At 73.3% G+C, this 16,590-nt stretch carries 15 protein-coding genes; 3 read left to right on the forward strand and 12 right to left on the reverse strand.

The features are described from left to right. Positions 1-76: 76 nt before the first annotated feature. The 12 genes from moeZ to ACFTZC_RS18990 form a co-directional block, all read right to left on the reverse strand. Positions 77-1,255: an adenylyltransferase/sulfurtransferase MoeZ gene (moeZ, locus tag ACFTZC_RS18935; protein ID WP_365812111.1), complete on the reverse strand. Its 1,179-nt coding sequence runs from the start codon at positions 1,253-1,255 to the stop codon at positions 77-79. Positions 1,256-1,327: 72 nt separating this feature from the next. Next, the gene (locus ACFTZC_RS18940; protein WP_382891073.1) at positions 1,328-2,161 is read right to left on the reverse strand and encodes a spherulation-specific family 4 protein; all 834 of its coding nucleotides are present in this window, start codon (positions 2,159-2,161) and stop codon (positions 1,328-1,330) included. Further along, on the reverse strand, positions 2,149-3,129 hold the full coding sequence (locus ACFTZC_RS18945) for an NAD-dependent epimerase/dehydratase family protein (RefSeq protein ID WP_382891075.1): 981 nt from the start codon (positions 3,127-3,129) through the stop codon (positions 2,149-2,151). The genes ACFTZC_RS18940 and ACFTZC_RS18945 overlap by 13 nt, the downstream gene beginning before the upstream one ends. A 138-nt stretch (positions 3,130-3,267) precedes the next feature. Further along, positions 3,268-4,578: a hypothetical protein gene (locus ACFTZC_RS18950; RefSeq protein ID WP_382891077.1), complete on the reverse strand. Its 1,311-nt coding sequence runs from the start codon at positions 4,576-4,578 to the stop codon at positions 3,268-3,270. After that, complete coding sequence (locus tag ACFTZC_RS18955) at positions 4,571-6,301, reverse strand: glycosyltransferase (protein ID WP_382891079.1); 1,731 nt, start codon at positions 6,299-6,301, stop codon at positions 4,571-4,573. Before ACFTZC_RS18955 ends, ACFTZC_RS18950 begins: the two co-directional genes overlap by 8 nt. A 203-nt stretch (positions 6,302-6,504) precedes the next feature. Next, complete coding sequence (locus ACFTZC_RS18960) at positions 6,505-8,217, reverse strand: dipeptide ABC transporter ATP-binding protein (protein WP_382891081.1); 1,713 nt, start codon at positions 8,215-8,217, stop codon at positions 6,505-6,507. Then, positions 8,214-9,203 (reverse strand): ABC transporter permease, encoded by a 990-nt coding sequence (locus ACFTZC_RS18965; RefSeq protein WP_382891083.1) that lies wholly within the window; start codon positions 9,201-9,203, stop codon positions 8,214-8,216. The genes ACFTZC_RS18960 and ACFTZC_RS18965 overlap by 4 nt, the downstream gene beginning before the upstream one ends. Further along, positions 9,200-10,237, reverse strand: coding sequence for an ABC transporter permease (locus ACFTZC_RS18970; RefSeq protein ID WP_382891085.1), 1,038 nt, complete (start codon positions 10,235-10,237; stop codon positions 9,200-9,202). The genes ACFTZC_RS18965 and ACFTZC_RS18970 overlap by 4 nt, the downstream gene beginning before the upstream one ends. Continuing rightward, a complete protein-coding gene (locus ACFTZC_RS18975) occupies positions 10,234-11,958 on the reverse strand; it encodes an ABC transporter substrate-binding protein (protein WP_382891087.1) in 1,725 nt (574 codons plus the stop codon). The genes ACFTZC_RS18970 and ACFTZC_RS18975 overlap by 4 nt, the downstream gene beginning before the upstream one ends. A 240-nt stretch (positions 11,959-12,198) precedes the next feature. Then, positions 12,199-12,297 carry an Ms4533A family Cys-rich leader peptide gene (locus ACFTZC_RS18980; RefSeq protein WP_382891089.1) on the reverse strand — a complete coding sequence of 33 codons (99 nt, stop codon included), beginning with the start codon at positions 12,295-12,297 and terminating at the stop codon, positions 12,199-12,201. Positions 12,298-12,509: 212 nt separating this feature from the next. Further along, positions 12,510-13,868, reverse strand: coding sequence for a DUF3152 domain-containing protein (locus ACFTZC_RS18985; RefSeq protein WP_382891091.1), 1,359 nt, complete (start codon positions 13,866-13,868; stop codon positions 12,510-12,512). A gap of 8 nt (positions 13,869-13,876) precedes the next feature. After that, the gene (locus ACFTZC_RS18990; protein WP_382891093.1) at positions 13,877-14,929 is read right to left on the reverse strand and encodes an alpha/beta fold hydrolase; all 1,053 of its coding nucleotides are present in this window, start codon (positions 14,927-14,929) and stop codon (positions 13,877-13,879) included. A gap of 111 nt (positions 14,930-15,040) precedes the next feature. Here ACFTZC_RS18990 and ACFTZC_RS18995 point away from each other — a divergent pair, with 111 nt between their 5' ends. The 3 genes from ACFTZC_RS18995 (at position 15,041) to ACFTZC_RS19005 (ending at position 16,448) form a co-directional block, all read left to right on the forward strand. Beyond that, positions 15,041-15,271 carry a hypothetical protein gene (locus tag ACFTZC_RS18995; RefSeq protein ID WP_382891095.1) on the forward strand — a complete coding sequence of 77 codons (231 nt, stop codon included), beginning with the start codon at positions 15,041-15,043 and terminating at the stop codon, positions 15,269-15,271. A 163-nt stretch (positions 15,272-15,434) separates the two neighbouring features. Continuing rightward, a complete protein-coding gene (locus ACFTZC_RS19000) occupies positions 15,435-16,076 on the forward strand; it encodes a TetR/AcrR family transcriptional regulator (RefSeq protein ID WP_382891097.1) in 642 nt (213 codons plus the stop codon). A 144-nt stretch (positions 16,077-16,220) separates the two neighbouring features. Continuing rightward, positions 16,221-16,448, forward strand: coding sequence for a DUF3107 domain-containing protein (locus ACFTZC_RS19005; protein WP_329829234.1), 228 nt, complete (start codon positions 16,221-16,223; stop codon positions 16,446-16,448). Positions 16,449-16,590 lie beyond the last annotated feature (142 nt).

Raw genomic sequence — 16,590 nt, forward strand, 5'->3', positions numbered from 1 at the left:
GTCCGGCCCCTCTCCGGATGTGCCACGGCCCGGATCGCCCGGACGTGGCGGATGTCCCGGACGTGGCCTGCGAGACCTAGTAGACCGGCTTCTCCGGCTCGATCTGGTTGACCCAGCCGATGACGCCGCCGCCGACGTGGACCGCGTCCGAGAAGCCCGCGGACTTGAGCACCGCGAGGACCTCCGCGCTGCGGACACCCGTCTTGCAGTGCAGGACGATCTTCTTGTCCTGCGGGAGAGTCGCCAGGGCGGTGCCCATCAGGAACTCGTTCTTCGGGATCAGCTTGGCGCCGGGGATCGAGACGATCTCGTACTCGTTCGGCTCCCGGACATCGATGATCTCGATGTTCTCCTTCTCGTCGATCCACTCCTTGAGCTGCTTGGGAGTGATCGTCGAGCCGGCCGCCGCCTCCTGCGCCTCCTCGGAGACGACGCCGCAGAACGCCTCGTAGTCGATGAGTTCGGTGACGGTCGGGTTCGCGCCGCAGACCGCGCAGTCGGGGTCCTTGCGGACCTTGACCTGGCGGTACTGCATCTCCAGGGCGTCGTAGATCATCAGCCGGCCGACCAGCGGGTCGCCGACGCCCGCCAGCACCTTGATCGCCTCGGTGACCTGGATGGAGCCGATGGACGCGCAGAGCACGCCCAGCACGCCGCCCTCGGCGCAGGAGGGGACCATGCCGGGCGGCGGGGGCTCGGGGTAGAGGCAGCGGTAGCAGGGGCCGTGCTCGGACCAGAAGACGCTGGCCTGGCCGTCGAAGCGGTAGATCGAACCCCATACGTACGGCTTGTTCAGCAGCACGCAGGCGTCGTTGACCAGATAGCGGGTGGCGAAGTTGTCGGTGCCGTCCACGATCAGGTCGTACTGCGAGAAGATCTCCATCACGTTCTCGGCCTCAAGCCGCTCTTCGTGAAGGATCACGTTCACATAGGGGTTGATGCCGAGAACGGAGTCACGGGCCGACGCGGCCTTGGAGCGGCCGATGTCGGACTGGCTGTGAATGATCTGACGCTGGAGGTTCGACTCGTCGACCTCGTCGAACTCCACGATGCCGAGAGTGCCGACACCGGCCGCGGCCAGATACATCAGGGCGGGGGAACCGAGACCTCCGGCGCCCACACAGAGCACCTTCGCGTTCTTCAGCCGCTTCTGCCCGTCCATCCCGACATCCGGGATGATGAGATGACGGGAGTACCTGCGGACCTCGTCGACGGTGAGCTCGGCAGCGGGCTCGACCAAGGGTGGCAGCGACACAGGGACCTCAACTAAGGGGTTGGCCGGTCATTCAGTAGGGTTGTTCTCCCTGTAACACTGCCACGGCCTTCCTCATTCCAAGACACACAGTCCGAGTCGCGAGACGAATTCGTCCCAGAAGCCGGGCAATGTCTCGAAAGGCGTGTTCTCCCCCGTTCGACCCGGGAGTCCCATTGGGCCGGGGAGTCCCATCCCGACCGGGACTGCCGTACGGGCAGGGAGCGAGTCCGTGAAGAAGACCGTCCCGGCGCCCTGCCAGCGCGCGACGCGCAGCGCCTCGTCGAGATGGCCGCGCGGCACCCCGTGGACGAGATGGACGAAGCGCTCCGACGGGTACTCCGCGGTCCACGCCGGCGCCTGCGACCAGCGGTAGTCGGTCCACGGCCCGGAGAAGGTCACCGACTGGTCGGCGGCGTCCAGATATCCGGGGTGCGGATGGATCCCGTGCCCGAGGACGATGTAGCCGCCGTCCCGCGCGCTGTCGGGGGCCCCGTCGAGCAGCGCCTCCAGGGCCGCGGTGGTCCGCCGTACCCAGGGCAGCTCCGCCCGCCCCGCCGGGCAGCGGTCGAGGTAGAAGCCGCCGACCCGGTACCAGCCGAGGAAGTGCCGGGCGTCGGCGACGATCTCCGCCACGGGGCGGCCCCCGTACGCCAGGTCCAGATGGCCGAGGACGCGGAGCCGCGCGTTGGTGAGCCGCCCCGCGGCGTCGAGGCAGTGCGGGTCGGGGCGCTCGCCGGGGCCGTTCGCGACGTTGAGGACGGCCCAGTGCAGCGGGGTGGAGGGGCGGGTCAGCTCGGCCCACTCGACGGGGGCGACCAGGGGGTGCGCGTAGCCGGGGGCGCCGAGACCGAGCCGGGCCGTCCGGGCCGCGGGCGGCCCCTGAAGGCCCGGGGTCAGATGCGACATGCCGCCTCCATCCAGATGTCGGCGAGGGATTCCTCCAGGTTGATCCGGGGGCGCCAGCCGAGCCGGTCGCGCGCGGTCCGTACGTCGGCCTGCTGCCAGGCGCCGCAGCCGTCGGGGTACGGGAACGGTCCGGCCCCGAGGTGCTCCGCCACCGTCTCGGCGCGGGGGGGACCGATGGTGGGGTGCCCGGGGCGCAGCCCGGCCGGGCCCTGGGGCAGGTCGAGTTCGTTGAGGGCGCCGGCGAACCCGGCGACCCGCGCGAGTACGGCGGCGGCGTCCCTGAGCTTCACGGCCCGGCCGGTGCCGATATTGACGATGCCCTGGGCGGCGGAGAGCGAGGCGGCGTGCACGGCGCGCGCCACGTCGCGTACGTCGACGAAGTCGCGCTGCACGCCGAGGCCGCCGAGCTTCAGCTCGCCGTCGCCGGACTGCATGGCCCGGCGCATCGCCTCGGCGAGCCGGCCGAGCGGGGAGCCCGCCGGGGTGCCGGGGCCGACGGGCGAGAAGACCCGGAGGACGATCGCGTCGAGCCCGGAGCCGAGGACCAGCTCGGACGCGGCGAGCTTGGAGACGCCGTACGGGCCGCCGGGGCGGGGCACGGCGTCCTCGGCGGTCGACGAGCCCTGCGGGGAGGGGCCGTACTCGGAGGCGCAGCCGAGCTGGACGAGCCGGGCGCCGCAGCCGCTGCGGCGCAGGGCCTCGCAGACGGTGGCGACGGCGACGGTGTTGTGCCGGGTGAGTTCGCGGGCGCCGCCGCGGGTGGCTCCGGCGCAGTTGATGACCACTCCCGGGTGGACGGCGTCCAGGAAGCGGGTGAGCGCCCCGGGGCTGCCGCCGGCGAGGTCGAACCGTACGTCGGCGTCGTCGCCGCGGCCGAGCGCGGTCAGGTGGACGGCGGGGTCGGCGAGCAGCCGGTCGGCCACGAAGCGGCCGAGGAAACCGTTGGCGCCGAGCAGCAGGACCCTCATCGCGCGCCCCCTTTGCGCGGACGGGCCGTCGCGGGGGCCGGTGCTGGGGATTGCCGGGTCATGTCGTGCGTCTCCTTCTGTCCCTGGATACGGGGCTTCTGTCGGGCGGGGGGTGTGAGAGGGCCTAGGTGTGCGGGCTCAGGTGTGCGCCGAGGCCCGGGAGAGGGCGACGGCGGCGTGGACGAGGAGGCCGAGGGCGGCGGCGCCGCAGGCGAGCACGGGGACGGCGGCCGGGCCCGCGGCCTGGACGAGTCCCCGGACGGGCACGGCGAGGGCGTCGCACCCGGGGATACGGCCGGCGAGTACGGACGCGCAGGCCAGGACCTCCAGGGCGCAGGCGGTGGCGAGCCCGGTGGCCGCGGATTCGGGGAAGCCGTGGACCGTGAGCAGCCGGGCGAGCAGGAACAGGGTGCCGAGGGTGACGGTGGGGGCGAGGGCCCCGTCCTCCGCGTGGAGCAGATTGGTCAGCGGGGTCAGCACGGCGAGGACGCAGGCGTACAGCCCGACGACGCCGAGGAGCAGCGGGCGCGCCCGCGCGGCGAAGTCGGCCAGATCCCGGCTGGCGGTGAGTCCGCGGCGGGCCCGCACGGAGAAGAGGCGGGCGCACCAGGCGGCGGGGGCGACGGCGACGGCGAGTGTCACGAGGGGCGTCGCGGTGGCCGGCCAGGGTCCGTGGGGCCCGCCGTCGAGGAGCGCGGCGAGGAGTCCGTCGCCGCAGAGCAGATAGCCGAGCAGGGCGTACGTCCAGAGTCCGGCGGCGGGTACGGTGCGGCCCGGGGCGCGCAGGGGGCCGCGGCGGAGGCAGGCGGACACGGCGCCGGAGAGTGCGAGCGTGCCCGCCAGTGCGGTCGCGAGCTGCCCCTGCCCGGTGCTGTGCTCCAGACCGGCGAGGGTGAGGGAGGCGAGGGCGCCGGGCAGCAGCACGAGCCCCGCCCACCCGGCCCGGGCGGCCCGCCCGCGGCTCCCGGTGCCACCGCCGAGGCGGCTCGGCGTACGGCTTTCGGTACGGCCCCCGGTACGGCCCTCGGTGCGGCTCCCGGTCCGAGGGCCCGTCAGGCTGTCGGCAGGACTGTCGACAGGGCCGTCGGTAAGGCTGCCGGTAAGGCTGTCGACGTGACGGTCCGCGCGGTGGCCGTGGTGCCCGTGGCCGGCGTGGTGCCCGTGGCCGGCGGCGTCCCGGTGGCCGGACCGGTGGCCGGTGGCCTGCGGGACGCGTGCGTACAGCTCCTCGGCGAGCGAGAAGACGTCCCGGTGCCGGAAGCGCGCGGCCGTGCGGTCGGTGATCCCGTGGGCTTCGAGCCCGGCGGCGATCTCCAGCGGATCGACGGCCCGCTCGCAGAGCCCGCGGTGCCGGTGCAGCAGCGCCTTGACGGGGTCCGCGGACCCCCGTCGTCCGCCTCCCTTCCCACCGTCCGTACGCGGGGGGCGGGTGTCACGGGTGTCAGACATCGTGGTCCCCCGCTCCGGCGCCCGCCCCTACCCGTTCCGCCGGGGCGGGCGGCCCGTCCGGTCGGCGGCGGACCGCCGTCCAGTGGCCCGGGACACGGGTCTCGGCCGGATGGGCGAAGGGGACGGGGGCTCCGTCGGCGTCCACCGAGTCGGCCGGGCGGCGCCTGGGGGCGTGCGAGATGAGTTCGAGGTAGAGCGCGCGGAACGCCGCCAGGTTCTGCTCGACGGTGAAGAGTTCCAGCGCGCGGGCGCGGGCCGCGGCCCCCAGGCGGGCGCGGCGCTCGGGGTCGCGCAGCAGCCCCACGCACGCGTCCGCGAGCGCCCGCGGATTGCGCGGGGGGACGACGAGGCCCGTACCGCCGATGACCTCGACGACCGCCCCGACGTCCGTCGAGACCGTGGCACGCCCGCAGAACATCGCCTCGACCAGGCTGATCGGGAAGCCCTCGACCACGCTGGACAGCACGACCAGGCCGGCCGAGGCGTAGACGTCCGGCAGGTCGGGTGCCTCGGGGTCGCCGATCTCCTCGAAGGAGACCGGGTTGTCGCCCACGGCGTGCGCGTCGGCCGCCTCGTCGGGGAAGAGGTGGGCGGCCAGTCCCCGGCAGTGCGCGAGATACGCCGCGCCCTCCGCGTCCCGCACCGGCACGCTGACGATGCGCAACCGGGTGCCCGGCTCCGCCCGGCGGATCGCGGCGAAGGCGTGCAGCAGCGAGATCAGGTCCTTCGCGGGTTCGATCCTGCCGATCCAGACCAGCGTCGCCGGATCGCCCGCGCCGTCGAGGTCGTCCGCGACCGCCGCGAACCGCTGCGCCTCCATCCCCGGGTAGACGGTCCGCAGCTTGGCGCGGTCGGCGCCGCACCGCTCCTGCCAGCGGCGGGCGTGCAGGTTGCCGGGGGTGATGGCGCCCGCCTGGCGGTAGGTCTCGGCGGCGAGCCGCCGGTGGAACGCGGCGAGCAGGGCACGTACCGGCGCGCCGGACGCGGCGTCCCCGCCCGCCGTCGCCAGGTAGTGCGCGCGCAGCCGCACGCCGTACTCGGTGAGGAGCAGCGGCACCCCGAAGAAGCGTTTGGCCAGCAGCCCCGGCAGGGCCGCCGGGCCGCCGGAGGCGGCGTGGCAGAGGTCGACCGCGCCCAGCCCGTCGTCCTCGCCGTACCAGTCGAGCGAGAGGGGGCGCAGCGCGCGCTCCAGATGGTCGGCGAAGGCGAGGAAGTCGGGCACGGTCGCGGTCTGTACGCTCCGGCGTGCGCCGGGTGCCCGGCAGGCCGACTCCAGCAGCCGTACGGCGGTTTCCGAGCGGAGCGCCGCGTAGAGCCCGCCGCGCTCCCGGCCGAGGTCGGCCAGCCCGTACAACCCCTCGGCGAAGGCCTCGACGCCGTCGGCGCCATCCGCCCCACCCACCGTGCCCGTGCCGTCCGGTCCGCCCTCGGCGCAGATCGCCTCGGCCAGCCGGCCGAAGTGGAGCGCGAACCGGCGCCGGTCGCGCCGCCCGTAGCCGCGGCCGTCGTCGGCCGGCGCCCAGAGCGGGGCGGTGCGCACCCGCTCGGCCGGGACGTGGGGCGGCAGCAGGACCCAGCCGCTCCGCTCCTGCCGGGCGCTGCGGCTGAGCGCGTAGATGTGGAACTCGTGCGGTGCGAGCCCGCGGACGAGCCGGTCGCACCAGAGCCTGGACTCACCGGTCGCATATGGATAGCCACCGTCCGTGAGCAGTCCGATCCGCACGAGCGCACCCCCGATCTCCCTTGTGGGCGGCCGCCGTTGATCGGCGGCACACAGACGGGACGACCGTAAACGGACAACCGGGTGGTACGACGGACGGTTGTCCGTCGCACCACCGGAAGGGGTGAATGCACGTAACTTTCTCGTAGCGGTGGCGTTCTGTGGCGCTACGAAAACAGATGGTTACGTACGGCGAACCTCGCGGGTCAGGTCAGGGCCGCTTCCCCGGCGGGCGCGACAGGTGTCGGAAGCTCCCTGCGGGCCGCGCGGCGGGCCGCAGCGAGCCCCGGGTCGAGCGCCGGGACGGCGGCCAGGAGCTGCTTCGTGTACGCCTCGGAGGGCGCCCCGTAGACCTCCTCGACCGTGCCCTGTTCGACGATCCTGCCGTCCTTCATGACGGCGATCCGGTCGCTGACCTGCCGTACGACGGCGAGGTCGTGCGCGATGAAGACCAGCGCGAGGCCCAGCTCCCGCTGGAGTTCCGCGAGGAGCGCGGTGACCTGGGCCTGGGTCGTCACGTCGAGCGCGGAGACGGGCTCGTCGCAGACGATCAGCCGGGGCTCGGCGGCGAGCGCGCGGGCGATCCCGACGCGCTGGCGCTGGCCGCCGCTGAACTCGTGCGGGTACCGGTCGTACCGGTCGGGGTCGAGCCCGACCCGCTCCAGCAGCCCCCGTACCCGCTCGACGGTCTGCCGCTCGTCCAGCACTCCGGCGGCCCGCAGCGGGTCCGCGACGGACTCGCCCACCGAACGCCGAGGGTTGAGCGACGAGACCGGGTCCTGGAAGATCATCTGGAGCTCGCGGCGGTAGGGCCGCAGCTCCTTCTCGGACGCCGTGCCGATCTCCGTGTCCCGGTAGCGCAGGGTCCCGGCGGTCGGGTCGAGCAGCCGGACGAGCATCCGGCCCAGCGTGGTCTTGCCGCTGCCCGACTCGCCGACGATGCCCAGGGTCTCCCCCGGCGCGACGGTGAGCGAGACCCCGTCCACGGCGGTGACGGTCGTCCGTCCGCGCCGGAACTCCCGGTGCAGGCCCGCCGCTTCGATCAGCGGCCCGCCGGATTCCGGAGCACCCGGCGCGCGCTCGACCGGCGCGTCCACCCGGGGCACCGCCGAGAGCAGGGTGCGGGTGTACGTGTCCTTCGGCGCGCCCAGGACGTCCGCGACGCCCCCGCGCTCGATCTCGCGCCCGTGCCGCATCACCAGCACCTCGTCGACGCTCTCCGCCGCGACCCCCACGTCATGGGTGACCAGCAGCAGCCCCATGCCCGTCTCGCGGCGCAGGTCGTGGAGGAGGTCGAGGATCTGCGCCTGGACGGTCACGTCGAGCGCCGTGGTGGGTTCGTCCGCGATCAGCAGGCGCGGCTCGCAGGCCAGCGCCATCGCGATCAGCGCGCGCTGGCGCATTCCGCCGCTGAACTCGTGCGGCCGGGAGCGCGCGCGGCGCGCGGCGTCGGGGATGCCCACGCGGTCCAGCACCTCGACCGCCCGCGCACGCGCCGCGCGCCGGGTGGCGTCGGTGTGGACGCGGTAGACCTCGGCGATCTGGTCGCCCACCGCGTAGTACGGGTCCAGCGAGGAGAGCGGGTCCTGGAAGACCATCGCGGCCACCGCGCCGCGCAGCGCGCGCAGTTCGCGGTCGGAGGCGGTGCCGACGTCCGTACCGGCGACCCGGACCGTACCGCCGACGCGGGCGCCGGTCCCCCGGTGCAGCCCGAGGAGCGCGCCCGCGACGGTGCTCTTGCCGCTGCCGGACTCGCCGACCAGGCCGATCGCCCGGCCCGCGGTGAGCGAGAAGGAGAGCCCGTCCACGGCGCGTACGGTGTCGTCGGCGCCCGCGGTGAAGTCGACGGTCAGGTCCTCGACGAGGACCAGCGGCTCCGTGGCAGCGGCCTCGGGAGCCGTAGAGGTCGTGCGCGTCACAGGAGAGCCACCCTTCGGTCGGCCACGGCGTACAGCAGGTCCGCCACGACATTGGCCAGTACGACGGCCGCTCCGGTCACCAGCACCACGCCCACCACCACCGGCAGATCGACGTCCCGCACCGAGTCGATGAGCGTCTTGCCGATGCCGGGGATGCCGAACAGGGTCTCGGTGAGCACCGCGCCGCCGATCACCGTGCCGAAGTCGTTCGCGTTGAGCGCGATGACCGGCGGCAGGGCGCCGCGCAGCGCGTGCCGCCCGACGACCGCGCGCTCCCCGACCCCGTAGGCGCGGAAGGTGCGGATATGGTCCTCGGCCAGCGTCTCCAGCGTCGAACTCCGCGTCAACCGCGCGTATTTCGCGCTCTCGAACAGCCCGAGCGTGAGCCAGGGCAGCAGCATGTTCCACGCCCACTGCTCGGGGTCGTCGCTCAGCGGTACGTACGACGGGAACGGCAGCCACTGGAGGTACGCGCAGACCACCATCAGGAGCAGCAGCCCCAGGATGAAGACGGGCGTGCCGGTCCCGGCGAGGGTGAGCACGGTCAGCGCGCGCTCGGTGATCCCGCCGCGCCGCAGCGCGGAGAGCAGCCCGGTGCCGACCCCGATGACCAGCCAGACGACCATCGCGCCGACGGCGAGGGAGACCGTCGCGGGCAGCCGCTCCAGGATGAGCTGGGTGACCTGCTGGTCCGTCTTGTACGAGAAGCCGAGGCAGGGCGCGTCGCAGTGGAGCACCGAGGTGCCGGTGGAGTAGTCGCGCCCGGCGACGATGCCGCGCAGGAAGTGTCCGTACTGCGCGAAGACCGACTGGCCGAGGCCGAGGCGTTCGCGCACCTGGTCGACCTGCTGGGTGGAGCAACGTTCGCCGCAGGCGAGCCGGGCCGGGTCGCCGGGCGCCAGGTAGAAGAGCGCGTAGACGGCGACGGAGAGCACGAGCAGGACCAGGAGCGCGCCGGCGAGCCGTTTGATCAGATAGCGCGTCATGAGGCGGTGTCCTTGAGGGGGGTACGGGCCTTGCCGGACGTACGGGTGCGCTCCCGCGTCCCGACCCGGAGCCGGCTGGCCTCGCGCGGGTCGAGCGCCGTACGTACCGCGTCCCCCAGCACGGTGAAGGCGAGCACGGTCACGAAGAGCAGACCGGCGGGGAGCAGGACGTACATCGGGTCGGCGCGGAACCAGGTCTGCGCGGTCGACAGCATCACGCCCCACGACGGCGTCGGCGGCTTGACGCCGACGCCGAGGAAGGACAGCGACGCCTCGATGACGATGTTGGTGGGGAGCAGGATCGCCGCGTAGGTGATGACGGGCGCCGCGAGCGAGGGCAGCAGTTCGCGCCGTGCCACGCGCAGCCGCCCCGAGCCGCCGAGCCGGGCCGCGGCCACGAAGTCGAGCTGCTTCAGGGTGAGGGTCTGCGCCCGTACGATCCGCGACGTACCGCCCCAGTTGAGCAGGCCGATGACGAGGATCAGCAGCAGCGGGCGGGGGAAGTCCGGGGGCACGACGGCCGTCAGGGCGATGGCGAGCACCAGCATCGGCAGCGCGATCATCACATCGGTGACCCGGCTGAGGAAGCTGTCCAGCCACCGGTTGCCGAGACCGGCCGCGAGACCGACGGTGACACCGATCGCCACCTGGACGACGGTGGCGCCGACGGCGACGAGCAGCGAGATCCGGGCGCCGTAGAGCAGCCGTACGAACAGGTCGCGCCCGGTGCCGGGTTCGACGCCGAGCCAGTGGTCGGCGCTCACCCCGCCGAACGAGCCGTGGGGCACGCCGCCGCGCGCCGAGTCGACGAGCGAGTCGTGGTACGTGTTCGGGTCCTGGCCCTCCAGCGCGGCGAGCAGCGGCGCGGCGAGCGCCAGGACCACCAGCAGCGCGAGGACGCCCCCGGCCACCAGGGCCGAGGGGCGTGCGCGCAGCCGTCGCCAGACCTGGCCGGCGCCGGAGGAGGGAGCGGCCGGGGCGGGGGCCGTGGTGCCCGCCGCCCCCGCCGCCACCGGATCGGGAGCGGTACTCACTTGACCGCGACCTGCGAGATGTCGAGGACGCCGGTCCAGTCGCTGATCACGATGTTCTTGACGTCCTTGCCGTAGAGCCGCTTGTAGACGGGGTGGAAGAGCGGCACGTCGAGTGCCTGCTCACCGATCTTCTTGTCGAGCGCGCCCCAGCGCTTGGCGGCGGCGGAGAGGTCGGTCAGCTTGTTGATCTCGTCGATCTCCTTGTTGACCGCCGCGTCGTCGAACTGCGCGTGGTTGAAGTTGGAGCCGTCCTTGACGATCTGCCGTCCGTCGAAGATCGGCGCCAGGAACGGGCCGCCGGACGGCCAGTCGGCGCCCCACCGGGAGAGGAAGAAGCCGGGCGCGTTCTTGACGCTCCAGCGGGCCTCGTTGAAGGCGTTCGGCTCCAGTCCCACGAGCTTGACGGTGATGCCCGCCTTCTTGAGCCCTTCCTGGACGGCCGTGGCGACCTCGGGGCTGGTCTCGCGGTTCTGCGCGGTGGAGTGGATGAGGGAGATGGTCAGCCCGTTCGGGTGGCCGGCCTCCTTCAGCAGTTCCTTGGCCTTCGCCGGGTCACCGGTCCTGCCGGCCGGGAAGTGGTCGTACGGCGTGTAGCCGAACGCCTTCTGCTCGGGCAGGAAGGTGGTGGCGGGCTCGGCGAGCGCGGAGCCGCCGGCCGCGTTGATCACGCTGGTGCGGTTGATGGCGTACGAAATCGCCTGGCGCACCTTGGGGTTGTCGAACGGCTTCACCTTCGGGTTGAAGGCGAGGTAGTTCGTGTAGCCGAAGTGGCCGGTGCCGACGCGGGCGGCGAGCGCCTTGTCGCTGCCGACCTCGGCCAGCTCGGCGGGGCCGAGGTTGGTGTCGGTGGTGATGGCGGCGGCGTCGGCGCCCGAGCTGGTGGCGAGCCGCTGATTGATGACGGCCGAGTCGAGTCCGGCCTTGACGTCGATCTTGTCGGGGTAGGCGTGGCGCTGGTCGTCGGTCTTCTCGGACCAGTGCGGGTTGCGCTCCAGCACCATGTGCTGGCCGTCGCCCTCGTTCTTGACGACCTTGTACGGGCCCGAGGAGACCGGGCGCTCCTCGTACTTGGCGCCCTTGTCCTTGGCCTTGGGCACCGGCGCGAACTGCGTCTGGGTGGCGACGAAGGGGAAGTCGCCCTCGGGCTTGTTCAGCTTGAAGACGATGGTTCTCGCGTCGGGCGTCTCGATCGACGCAAGCCCCTTCGGGTCTTTGTAGGGGCCCTGGTACTCGGCGCCGCCGATCAGCCAGTCGCGCAGGTAGGGGGCGCCGCCGGAGAGTTCGGCGGCGAAGGAGCGCTCGATGCCGTACTTGATGTCGGCGGTGGTGATCGGAGAGCCGTCCTCGAACTTCAGCCCCTCTTTGAGGGTGTACGTCCACTCGGTGGCGTCGGCGTTGGGGCGGCCCGTGTCGGTGGCGAGGTCGGGGACGACCTTGGTGCCGGCCGCGCCGTCCTCCCGGTTGCGGGTGGTCAACGTACGGAAGACCAGCGAGGGCACGTTGCCGCCGCCGGAGGTGTAGAGGCGCGCCGGGTCGAAGTCGGCCTGCGGCTCGGTGTTGAGCACCGAGAGCGTGCCGCCCTTCTGGGGCTTGCCCTGGGCCGAGCCGTCGCTCTTGGCATCGTTGTCCTGGGGGCCCGCGCAGGCGGCGGCGCCCGCTGCCACGGCCAGGGTGACGGCTGCCACGGTCACGCGGCGGGTGAACACGGACGGTTGACGCATCGGAAGAAGCCTCTCGGTGGGCTGCGCGCACGGCGTGCACAGAGTGACGGAGTGCACAAGAGTGACAGGGGCGAGCGGGACGGGAACAGAGGGCGTGGAGCGCCCGGTGTCCGCGCAGGCGGCAGCGGCGGAGAGGAGAACAGGGAGATCAGGACGCCGCGCCCGCATACGGACGGAAGTGCGCCGGGGCACGCCGGTCCGCCGCGGAAAGGGCGGGGGAAGGGGCGCGCTCGGGCGGCGTCAGCTACAGAGAATGTCGGCCACGCACAGCGGCGTCACGCCGATGAGCGCGAGCTCAAAGGCGGCGTGACCGTAGGCAGGTGCGGAGGCGGACGACATGCGGAGAAATATGGATGAGGCAGTGTTCGAATGTCAACGCGGAGTGAGACAGGCCTCTCACCATACGGACGATCACGGAACCGCACCGGCGCCCGGCGGGTCTCCCGGGTGCTCCTGGGCGCTCCCCGGGCCGCTCCCAGGTACTCCCCGGCGCTCCCCACGGAGCCGGGGCCGGAGCCGGGGCCGGGACCCGGGCCGGGGCCGGGCCGGAGTCACTCGTCCGGGTAGACCCAGGGGTTCGGCCGGCACTTCACCCCGTCGATGTCGAGCGTCTTGGTCTGCTGCTGCATCACCGGCGCGAGGGCGCCCGGCGTGCGGCAGTTCACATGGCTGTGGCCGAGCCGGTGGCCGATCTCGTGGTTGATCAGCATCTGCCGGTAGCCGAACATCGCCTTGGCGCCGAAGGTCTCCGCGCCCTGGGCCCAGCGGAAGGCGTTGATCATCACGCGGTCGGTCGCGGCGGAGTCGCAGGACACGTTGTCGACGGTCGTGTCGAGTCCGGACTTCGCACACCAGACCGCCGTGGTCCCCGGGCTCGCCAGGGTGATGACGAAGTCGGGCTCGCCGCTGGAGATCCGTTCGAAGGCCATCTCGCCGTTGTGCGCCCAGCTCCGCCGGTCGTTCAGGGTCTTCTGGACGGCCTCCGCGAACAGCGCCCCGTCCAGACCGAGTCCGTTCTCGATGTCCACGCGGTAGCGGACCTTCTGCCCCTTGCCGGGCGCCTTGGCGAGGCCCGGCACGGCGGTGAAGGTGCCCGCCGCCTCCAGCTTCGGATCCAGCGGGAACTGACGGGTCATCACCTGCTCGTACGTCACCGCGGCGGCCGGGGGCTTCGCGTCGCCCTGCCCGGTCGCGGGGGCGGTCCGGTCGTCGGACCGCGAGGCACCGTCGCCGTTCTCCTCCACCCGGTCGATCCCGTCGGCCGCCCGCGCGTCGGACGGGTCGGAGCCGGAGCCGGTGACCTGCCCGGCCACCACGACCGCGAGGACGGTGGTCACCGCGGCGGCGGCGATCCCGGTGAGCGCGCGGCCCCAGCCGCCTCTCGCGGGCTCCTCCGCGTCCGGCCCCGCCTCGGAGCCGTCGGTGGCGTCGGCGTCGTCGGTGGTGGCGCCGCCGCCGCGCGCCGGGCCCGTACCGTCGCCGCCGCCCCGGGCGCCCGGCTTCGGCACGGGCCTGGGCAACGGGGTGGCCGGGGCGGCGAAGGCGTCGAACGCGTCCACGAACTCCTTGCGCGGGCCCGGGATCAGCGGTGTCGCCGTACCGCCCGCACCGCGCGGCGCGGCGCCGCGCGGGTCGCCGTAACGGCGTTCGCCGCCCCAACCGCCCCCGGACTCACGCTGCTCGGGATGACCACCCCGCACCTGCGGCACGCCGCGCGCGGGAGTCCCGTGCACGGGGGTTCCGTGCGCCGGGGTGCCGTGCTGCTCCTGCTCCTGCGCGGGGCCCTCGCCGGGGCGCCGGCGGCGGCCCTTCCCCGGCCCTTCCCGGTCCTGCCCGTGTCCACCTGCCGCGAGGTCACCCGCACCCGGCGAGCCCTGGGTTGCGGGGCCTTTGCGGCTGTGTCGTCCCACGCCCCGGATCAGCTCCTGCCGTGTTCGTCGATCGTCGTCTCCGCACCCGGGCCGGATGCCGCATCGGATGACGGCCCCGGTTCCGATTCGGTTCCCGGGCCGGTCTCCGGGCGGTTCTCGTCGATGAGGTCCCGGCACGCCTGGGCGACCTGCCGCGGGTACTCCATCATGGCGACGTGCCCCGCGTCGGGGAGCGTCAGGAGCCGCGAGTCGCGGAAAGCGGCCGAGGCCCGGCGGGCCATCCGGTACGAGACGAGCTGATCCCGCCCGCCGTAGACGAGCAGGGTCGGTGCCAGTACCCGTTCGGCCTGCCGCCACAGCGCGTGCTGTCCGCCCAGTGTGTACGCGTCGACGATACCGCGCGCGGAGCCGGTCATCGCCTCCCAGAAATGTGGCAGTTGAAGCCGGCGCTCCATCTCCGCCGCCGCGCGGCGCACATCCTCGTCCGCGACGGCGGAGGGGTTGCCGTAACAGAGCTCCATCACGCCGCGGGTGCGCTGCTCCGCCGTCCACTCGCGGGTCAGCCTGCCGAAGAGCCCGGCGACCCCCGGGACCGCGAGCAGCGCGGTGGGCAGCGCGGTGCGCTGCACCCGGATCTCCGGCAGCGCCGGGGAGATCAGCGTGAGGGTCCGCACCAGATCGGGCCGGGCGGCCGCCACCCGCGTCGCGACGGCGCCGCCCAGAGAATTGCCGAAGAGATGCACGGGGGCGCGCCCGCCCGCGTCCAGCAGCCGGATCACCGCGCGGGCGTGCGCCGCGATGGAGTAGTTGCCGTCGGACGGCGGGGGCGAGTCCCCGAAGCCGGGCAGATCGACGGCCTCGCCGTCGATCAGGTCCGCGAGGTACGGCATCAGCGCCGACCAGTTCTGCGACGAGCCGCCGAGCCCGTGCACGTACAGCCCCGGCGCGGCGCCGGGTCCGGTCGCGGGCCGCGACCGCACGGTCAGGGTGAGCCCGGGCAGGGCGACGGAGCGCAGTTCCTCCCCTTCCGCGACCCGTACGGGACTCACCTTCGGAGCCACGGCGGCGGCTACGGTTTCCGGCAGCTCGGTCGACGACATGCGGCAATGTTACGAGACGATCACGCCAGGATTCACGTGTTCGCCGTCACAGGCCGTATGGCGCGTGGCACCCCCGGCTTCTACGCTCGGAGGGAGAGAAAGGGGGCCGGTATGAGAGTCGATCCCACGGACCCCGACACCTTCGAACCGGAGGTCCGGTCCGGCCGGAGCGCCGGGGCGGCCGACGAGGTCCCGGAGGCGGACGCCGCCGAGCAGCGCAGGGAGGTGCGGCGGGGCCGTGACGAACCGCTGACGCACATCGACCCGGACACGGCGAGTGAGGGCGACGCCGCCGACCAGGCGAGAACGGTGGATCTGGGCGACGAAGAGGACTACCGCTGACCTGGGCTCTCCCCGGTCGGGCAGCGCACCGCGCCCGGCCCGGCTACCGTACGCGTCCGGTCCGTGAAATTCTGCCTCCTTCACCACGCGCGGCCGGGTTACCCAAAAGTACGATGGCGGGGCGGCGCACCATGCGCACACAAACGAATTTTTGGGAGGCGGCGTGACAGCCATAGAGCAGACCGAGGCGGCGCGCCCGCGAGGCACCCGCCTGCCGCGTCGCGCCCGGCGCAACCAGTTGCTGGGCGCCGCACAGGAAGTGTTCGTGGCGCAGGGGTACCACGCGGCCGCGATGGACGACATCGCCGAGCGCGCGGGTGTCAGCAAGCCCGTGCTCTACCAGCACTTCCCGGGAAAGCTGGAGCTGTACCTCGCCCTGCTGGACCAGCACTGCGAGGCGCTGCTGCTGGCGGTCCGCACGGCGCTGGCGTCGACGACGGACAACAAGCTGCGCGTCGAGGCGACGATGGACGCGTACTTCGCGTACGTGGAGGACGAGGGCGGCGCGTTCCGCCTGGTCTTCGAGTCGGACCTGACCAACGAGCCGGCCGTGCGCGAGCGCGTGGACCGGGTCGCCCTGCAGTGCGCCGAGGCGATCTCGGACGTGATCGCGGAGGACACCGGGCTCTCCAAGGAGGAGTCCATGCTGCTGGCCGTGGGGCTCGGCGGTGTCTCCCAGGTGGTCGCCCGCTACTGGCTCTCCAGCGAGTCCCAGATCCCGCGTGAACAGGCCGTCCGGCTGCTCACCTCGCTGGCCTGGCGGGGGATCGCCGGCTTCCCGCTGCACGGCAGCGAGCAGCACTGAGCGGGGCGCCGGGTCCGGCGCCGTCCCGGCCGTGTTCGCTGCGGGCGTGCCCCGCGGCGCCTTCCGGAGGGTCGCTCCGGGCTAATGTGTGCTGCGTACCGCGCGGCTGGCCGCGCAACGCAGACCGTTCGGAGGGACATAGCCGTGGAGGTCAAGATCGGCGTGCAGCACACGCCCCGCGAGATCGTTCTGGAGAGCGGGCAGTCCGCCGAGGAGGTCGAGCGAGCCGTGTCCGCGGCGCTGGCCGGCAAGGCGCAGTTGCTCAGCCTCACGGACGACAAGGGGCGCAAGGTGCTCGTACCGGCCGAGCGGATCGCGTACGTGGAGATCGGTGAGCCGGCGGCACGGCGGGTGGGCTTCGGCAACCTGTAGCCGCTGTCGTCGACCGACAGGAGAAGTGGGGCGGGGGGGGTGGCGCCCGGGGCCCACCGGGGGGGGGGGGGGGTTGGGGGGGGGGGGCGGGGGGTGTGGGGGGGGGGGCGCCGGGGGGGGGCCCGGGCCCCCCCCCCCGCGG

It is taken from the genome of Streptomyces sp. NPDC056987, assembly GCF_042673865.1.
Classification (GTDB): domain Bacteria; phylum Actinomycetota; class Actinomycetes; order Streptomycetales; family Streptomycetaceae; genus Streptomyces.

Coding starts and splice junctions, on each gene's coding strand:
- ACFTZC_RS18940 (WP_382891073.1), bottom strand. CDS start 2,161: ATGTCGCATCTGACCCCGGGCCTTCAGGGGCCGCCCGCGGCCCGGACG.
- ACFTZC_RS18945 (WP_382891075.1), bottom strand. CDS start 3,129: ATGAGGGTCCTGCTGCTCGGCGCCAACGGTTTCCTCGGCCGCTTCGTG.
- ACFTZC_RS18950 (WP_382891077.1), bottom strand. CDS start 4,578: ATGTCTGACACCCGTGACACCCGCCCCCCGCGTACGGACGGTGGGAAG.
- ACFTZC_RS18965 (WP_382891083.1), bottom strand. CDS start 9,203: ATGACGCGCTATCTGATCAAACGGCTCGCCGGCGCGCTCCTGGTCCTG.
- ACFTZC_RS18975 (WP_382891087.1), bottom strand. CDS start 11,958: ATGCGTCAACCGTCCGTGTTCACCCGCCGCGTGACCGTGGCAGCCGTC.
- ACFTZC_RS18980 (WP_382891089.1), bottom strand. CDS start 12,297: ATGTCGTCCGCCTCCGCACCTGCCTACGGTCACGCCGCCTTTGAGCTC.
- ACFTZC_RS18990 (WP_382891093.1), bottom strand. CDS start 14,929: ATGTCGTCGACCGAGCTGCCGGAAACCGTAGCCGCCGCCGTGGCTCCG.
- ACFTZC_RS18995 (WP_382891095.1), top strand. CDS start 15,041: ATGAGAGTCGATCCCACGGACCCCGACACCTTCGAACCGGAGGTCCGG.